The following is a 5,888-nucleotide window of genomic DNA, read 5'->3' as shown; positions in this document are numbered from 1 at the left end:
GGATGGTTACCGACGATGCTCCGGAGGAACACGGCGTAGATCAGGCCGACGATCGGCGCCTGGATCAGGGCGGGCAGGATGCCGGCAAGCGGTGAGGTGTTCTCATCGCGATACAGCTGCATCATCTCGCGCTGCATCCGTTCGGGGTTTTTGCGGAACCGCTTCTGGATCTCCCGCAGTCGCGGTGCCAGACGAGCGCGTACCTGCTCCGAGCGGGCCTGGGCGATGCCGGCGGGAATGAGCGCGGCGCGCACGAACAGGGTGATGATGACGATGGCGAGGGCGGCTGATGCGGCGCCCGCGAGAGGTGCGAGCAGGTCAGATAGGCCCATGAGCGTTTGGTAGGCGGTGTCGAGAAGGAAGGCGAGCGGAGGGAAGGCGAACAGGTCCATGGCGGACTCCCGGTGGGTCGATGACGGATGCGGGTGCGTCTGGCCGCAGGGTCATCGAACGTCCGGGCGCGCCCCATGACGGATGCGGGCGGGAGCTCCGGAGGAGCGGGACGAACGGGTGGCGGCCTAGGCCGCGAGTCCCGGTGCCCTCGGGCGGGCGTGGCCCTCGGCATCCGGGTCGCTCTGTTCCACGAGCGCGGAAGGGTCGATCTGTCCGCCGGCGCGGGCGAGGCGTTGCCGCGTTGATCCCGGCCGCGTGATCGCGTGGAGCGCGCCGACGGCGAGCGCGATTGTCGTGACGACGACCACCGCGAACGTCACGGTGTTCGCATCCGCGAGGGCCAGGAGGCCGAGCGTCGAGAGGATGAGGGCGAGCAGCGCACCGGTCGCGTTACGCATCCGTCGGCCTCCTCTCGCCAGTCACACGGTAACACCGGGCCCCCGCGCGGCGCCGTGGCGAGCCGCAACGGCGCAGATCATCCTCGACACGCCGGGTGCGGCATCCGTGTGCCGGCGTGTCGGCTAAACCGTGCGCCGTTGCGACCAGCCGACCCCGCGTTGCGCGCCGGCCCGGACATGCTGGAATGGGGGGATGGGCGAGCAGAATTGGGCGGGAAACCTCACGTACCGCGCCGAGGGGGTGCAGGAGCCCGCGAGCCTCGGCGAGCTCGCCGACATCGTCACCCGGACTCCGCGGGTGCGGGCGCTCGGAAGCCGGCACTCGTTTAGTCCCATTGCCGATACGGATGGCGTGCTCGTGTCGCTCGCGAGGATGCCGCGGCAGATCGAGATCGACACGGATGCCGCCACCGCTCGCGTCTCGGCGGGGCTTCGGCACGGCGATCTGGTGCCCGCCCTGGATGCCGCCGGGTTCGCGCTCGCCAACCTCGCCTCGCTGCCGCACATCTCGGTCGCCGGCGCTGTGCAGACCGGGACGCATGGTTCGGGGGACCGTGTTGGGTCGCTCGCAACCCAGGTGCTCGGCGTCGAGCTGGTGACCGCCGACGGCGAGACGCTGACGCTGCGACGCGGCGATCCTGACTTCGACGGCGCCGTCGTGGGGCTGGGAGCGCTCGGCATCGTCACGCATCTGACGCTCGAGCTCGGACCGGCTTACGAGATTGCGCAGACGGTCTATGACAGCGCCCGGTGGGACGACGTGCTCGCCCGGTTCGACGCGGTCACGGGCGCGGGAGACAGCGTCAGCCTGTTCACGACGTGGCAGGATGCCGACACGATCGACCAGGTCTGGGTGAAGGCGCGTCCGGGGCGAGCGAATGCCGACGCCGTGCTGTCAGCCGGCGGGCGCGAGGCAGACGGCCCGCGGCATCCGGTACCCGGCGTCGGGCCCGAGCCCTGCACGGTGCAGGGCGGGGTTCCCGGTCCGTGGCACTCGCGGCTGCCGCACTTCCGGCTCGAGTTCACGCCGTCAGCCGGCGCTGAACTGCAGAGCGAGTACCTCATCGACAGGCGCGATGTTCCCGCCGCGATCGACGCGTTGCGCACGCTTGCGCCGGCGATCGCCCCGCTGCTCTACGTGTGCGAGGTGCGCACGATGGCAGCCGACACCCTGTGGCTGAGTCCCGCGTTCGGGCGGCAGACGGTAGGGCTGCACTTCACGTGGCGACCCGACTCGGCCGGTGTCGAAGCCCTCCTGCCCCGAATCGAGGATGCTCTGCCCGAGTCGGCGCGCCCACACTGGGGCAAGGTCTTCACGATGGATGCCGACCGCATCCGCAGCCGGTACCCGAGATGGGACGAGTTCGCTGCGCTGCGCGCGCGGCTGGACCCTCGGGGCAGGTTCACCAACGCCTACCTCGCGCGCCTCGGCCTGGCCTGACACCCAGGGCGACCGAGTATATGTAAAGAAAACTTGACATAGTGAGCGCCGGAGCCGTACGCTCGGCAATGTCAAAGATTCTATACATCGGACGGGGATGATCGACATGGGGTACGTCGAGAGAAACACCTGGTCGCAACTGATCGCGAGCGCCGTCGGGACCATCGTGTACCTGGCGCTGGTGCTGCCACAGGTGTGGTCACTGCCCGTGGGTGAGATCGCCTGGCAGTGGCCGATGATCTGGACGATCGTCGGGGCCATCGTGGTTTCGATTGTGATCAGCATCCTGTGGGGAATCGGCGCGGGCATGCGTGACCCCGACGAGGAACACCGTGCCGATCAGCGCGACCGGGAGATCGAGCATCTCGGCGACCGGGTCGGACAGGCGTTCATGGTTATCGGCGGGCTGGCAGCCCTCATCCTCGCGATGGTGCAGGCCGAGTGGTTCTGGATCGGCAACGCGGTCTTCGCCGGCTTCTTCCTTTCCGCCTTCATCGGCGGCATCGCCCGCATCGTCGTGTATCGCCGGGGGATGCCGTAATGGTCAAGCCGACGAGAATCACCAACACCATTCGCGCGACCCGTGAGGCTGCCGGGATGACGCAGGCCGAGGTGGCGCGGCGCATCGGGGTCACCCGCCAAACGCTTATCGCGATCGAGCAGGGCAAGTATTCGCCCTCCCTCGAACTCGCCTTTCAACTCTCGCGACTGTTCGGAGTCGCGATCGACGACCTCTTCCAGTACCCGACGGATGCCGCAGACGGAGCGACAGCATGACCGAGAACGTATCCGCCCCGGGCTCTTCGACGCCCGCGACCACGATGCCCGCGTGGCTCCAGCACAGCTATGGCGGACCCGAGGTTGTCGTGTCCGATCAGCTCCCCGTGCCCACACCGGGCGCCACTGACCTTCTCGTCCGCGTACGAGCGTGCGGCATCCACGCCGGAGACGTGCGCCTGATGCGCGGCGACCCGTACCTCGTGCGGCTCGCGTTCGGCATCCGTCGCCCTCGGGCTCGCACGCGAGGAATGGATGTCGCGGGCACGGTGGTCGCGGTCGGACCCGGGGTGACGGGCTTTCGGATCGATGACGAGGTGGTGGCCGAGATCGGCGTCGGCGGGGGTCTAGCCGAGTACGCGATCATGCCTGCCGCCCGAGCAGTAGCCCGGCCCGCCGACGTTTCGGCGCAGCTCGCCGCCGCGCTGCCCGTATCAGGCGGAACAGCAGTGCAGGCCCTGGATGCCGCGCACGTCGCTTCCGGCAGCCGCGTGCTCGTGATCGGTGCGGCGGGAGGGGTCGGCACCTTCACCGTGCAGCTTGCCGCCCAGCGCGGCGCCGAGGTGTGGGCACTGGCCGGCGAGCGGGCGCTCGATCTCGTGGCAGACCTCGGGGCCGGCCACGCGTTCGATTACACGCGGGTGCAGCCGGGATCTCCCGAGCTTCCCGCGGGATCCTTCGACGCGGTGATCGACATCGCCGGCACCGCCCCGCTCACCGAACTCCAGGGGCTGCTGCGAGACGGCGGCACCGTCGTGCTCGTCTCGGGCGCTGGAGGAAAGATCCTCGGCCCGATGGGACGGATGCTGGCAGCCGTCTTCCTGTCGCGGCGCCGCCGCCGCATCCGTCCCCTCGCTGCCGCCGCGAAGACCGAGATCCTGACGCAGCTGGTGGAACTGACCGCTCAGAGCAGCATCCGACCCGTGATCGAACAGACGTACCCGTTTGACGCAGCCCGCGACGCACTGGCCCATGTGGATGCGGGGCACGCCGTGGGCAAGGTCGTCGTGACGGTTGAGTAGCGCTCGCGCGCCGTGGCTAACTCCTCAACTCCACGGTGGATTCCCCGGGTCGAGCCCTCGAATCGCCTCGCCGTGGCCAACCTTGAGGAGTTAGCCACCGCGCAGGTTCGCCAGCCGCCACCGCGCGACGATCGTGCGACAATGGATGCCGGCGTGCCCGTGTCGCCAGCATCTTTCTGCTCCGTCGGGCCTCTGGACAGCGTCCGCCAGCCGCACTCTCTTGGAGAACGACGTGACGACCACGACGCCCGCAAACAATGCCCCAACGACTCGCACGGCTCAGCACCGCCGCTACCTGATGTGCCGTCCCGAGCACTTCACGGTCAGCTACACGATCAACCCGTGGATGGAGCCCGCGAAGCCCACCGACACCGCCAAGGCTGTCGCGCAGTGGCAGGTGCTCTACGACACCTACCTGCAGCTCGGCCACGAGGTCGAGTTGATCGACCCCGCCGAGGGGCTGCCCGACATGGTCTACACGGCCAACGGCGGCTTCATCATCGACGGCATCGCCTATGCGCCGAAGTTCCGGTTCGCCGAGCGCGCCGGCGAGGAGCGCCACTTCATCGAGTGGTTCCGTGCCGCAGGCTTCGAGACCGTCATCCCCGAGGAAGTCAACGAGGGTGAGGGTGACTTCCTGCTCGCGGGCGATGTGATCTTGGCCGGCACCGGGTTCCGCTCCACCGGCGACAGCCATCGCGAGGTCGGCGAGGTCTTCGGCAGAGAGGTCGTGTCGCTGACCCTCACCGACCCGCGTTTCTACCACCTCGACACCGCGATCTCGGTGCTCGATCCCGTCGTCGGCGCTACCCAGGGCGGGCCGGATGCCGCGAACATCGCCTACCTTCCGGGCGCCTTCGACCAGGCCAGCCAGCAGATCCTCGCCGAGCGCTTCCCCGACGCCATCCGCGTCTCGGACGCCGACGGCGCCGTGTTCGGCCTGAATTCCGCCAGCGACGGATACAACGTGTTCATTTCCCCGCGCGCGACCGGATTCGAGGCGCAGTTGCGCGAGCGCGGCTACAACCCGGTACTCATCGACCTGTCCGAACTCCTGCTCGGCGGCGGCGGTATCAAGTGCTGCACGCTCGAGCTGCGGGCAAAGCAGGAGTCGGTATGAGCGCCGACCAGATCTCCGTCGACACGACCACGCTCGAGATCATCCGGGCAGAAGACGAGCACCTCGCCCACAATTACCATCCGCTGCCGGTCGTGATCTCCCGCGGCGAAGGGGTCTGGGTGACGGATGTCGAGGGCAAGCGCTACCTCGACCTGCTGTCGGCCTACTCGGCGCTGAACTTCGGCCACGGGCATCCGGCTCTGTTGGCGGTGGCGCGGGAGCAGCTGGAACGGCTGACACTCACGAGCCGGGCCTATCACAACGACAAGCTCGGGACCTTCGCCGCGGCGCTCGCGAAGCTCGCCGGCAAAGACATGGTGCTGCCCATGAACACCGGCGCCGAGGCTGTCGAGACCGGCATCAAGGTCGCGCGCGCGTGGGGCTATCGGGTCAAGGGCATCCCCGCGGATGCCGCACGTGTGATCGTCGCGGGCGGGAACTTCCACGGCCGCACCATCACGATCGTCGGGTTCTCTGATGACCCCTCGGCGCGGGACGCCTTCGGGCCCTACAGTGGCGGCTTCGCGCAGGTTCCGTTCGGGGACGCCGCCGCCATCGAGGCAGCCATCGACGAGAACACTGCGGCGGTTCTTCTCGAGCCGATCCAGGGTGAGGCCGGCGTCATTGTTCCGCCGGATGGCTACCTGCGATCGGTGCGCGAGATCTGCGACCGCCACAATGTTCTGCTTATCGCCGACGAGATCCAGTCAGGTCTCGGCCGGGTGGGCGAGACCTTC

General features: G+C 68.5%; 8 protein-coding genes. 6 read left to right on the top strand and 2 right to left on the bottom strand.

What is annotated here, in order from left to right; all coding sequences use genetic code 11:
* Together yidC and Q1V87_RS03780 are read right to left on the bottom strand one after the other, a co-directional pair.
* Positions 1-392: membrane protein insertase YidC (yidC, locus tag Q1V87_RS03785; RefSeq protein ID WP_300590894.1), on the bottom strand; the 392-nt coding region annotated here is incomplete at its 3' end.
* Positions 393-518: 126 nt separating this feature from the next.
* Positions 519-791, bottom strand: coding sequence for a DUF6412 domain-containing protein (locus tag Q1V87_RS03780; protein ID WP_300590893.1), 273 nt, complete (start codon positions 789-791; stop codon positions 519-521).
* Between the two features lie 193 nt (positions 792-984).
* On the opposite strand from Q1V87_RS03780, the gene Q1V87_RS03775 reads away from it, so the two are divergent.
* From Q1V87_RS03775 to Q1V87_RS03750, 6 genes are all read left to right on the top strand, one after another.
* Complete coding sequence (locus Q1V87_RS03775) at positions 985-2,232, top strand: FAD-binding protein (RefSeq protein ID WP_300590892.1); 1,248 nt, start codon at positions 985-987, stop codon at positions 2,230-2,232.
* Between the two features lie 106 nt (positions 2,233-2,338).
* A complete protein-coding gene (locus Q1V87_RS03770; protein ID WP_300590891.1) occupies positions 2,339-2,773 on the top strand; it encodes a hypothetical protein in 435 nt (144 codons plus the stop codon).
* A complete protein-coding gene (locus Q1V87_RS03765; RefSeq protein WP_292707549.1) occupies positions 2,773-3,009 on the top strand; it encodes a helix-turn-helix transcriptional regulator in 237 nt (78 codons plus the stop codon). The genes Q1V87_RS03770 and Q1V87_RS03765 overlap by 1 nt, the downstream gene beginning before the upstream one ends.
* On the top strand, positions 3,006-4,031 hold the full coding sequence (locus tag Q1V87_RS03760) for an NAD(P)-dependent alcohol dehydrogenase (RefSeq protein WP_300590890.1): 1,026 nt from the start codon (positions 3,006-3,008) through the stop codon (positions 4,029-4,031). The genes Q1V87_RS03765 and Q1V87_RS03760 overlap by 4 nt, the downstream gene beginning before the upstream one ends.
* 232 nt (positions 4,032-4,263) lie before the next feature.
* Positions 4,264-5,151: a dimethylargininase gene (gene ddaH / locus Q1V87_RS03755; protein ID WP_366945401.1), complete on the top strand. Its 888-nt coding sequence runs from the start codon at positions 4,264-4,266 to the stop codon at positions 5,149-5,151.
* Positions 5,148-5,888, top strand: a 741-nt coding sequence (locus tag Q1V87_RS03750) for an aminotransferase class III-fold pyridoxal phosphate-dependent enzyme (RefSeq protein WP_300590888.1), incomplete at its 3' end; no start/stop codon positions are given. The genes ddaH and Q1V87_RS03750, both read left to right, overlap by 4 nt.

This window comes from Microbacterium sp., from assembly GCF_030149085.1.
Taxonomy (GTDB): Bacteria; Actinomycetota; Actinomycetes; order Actinomycetales; family Microbacteriaceae; genus Microbacterium.
The sequence above is the reverse complement of the archived record's forward strand: the minus strand, read 5'-3'. Positions and strand labels throughout refer to the sequence as shown.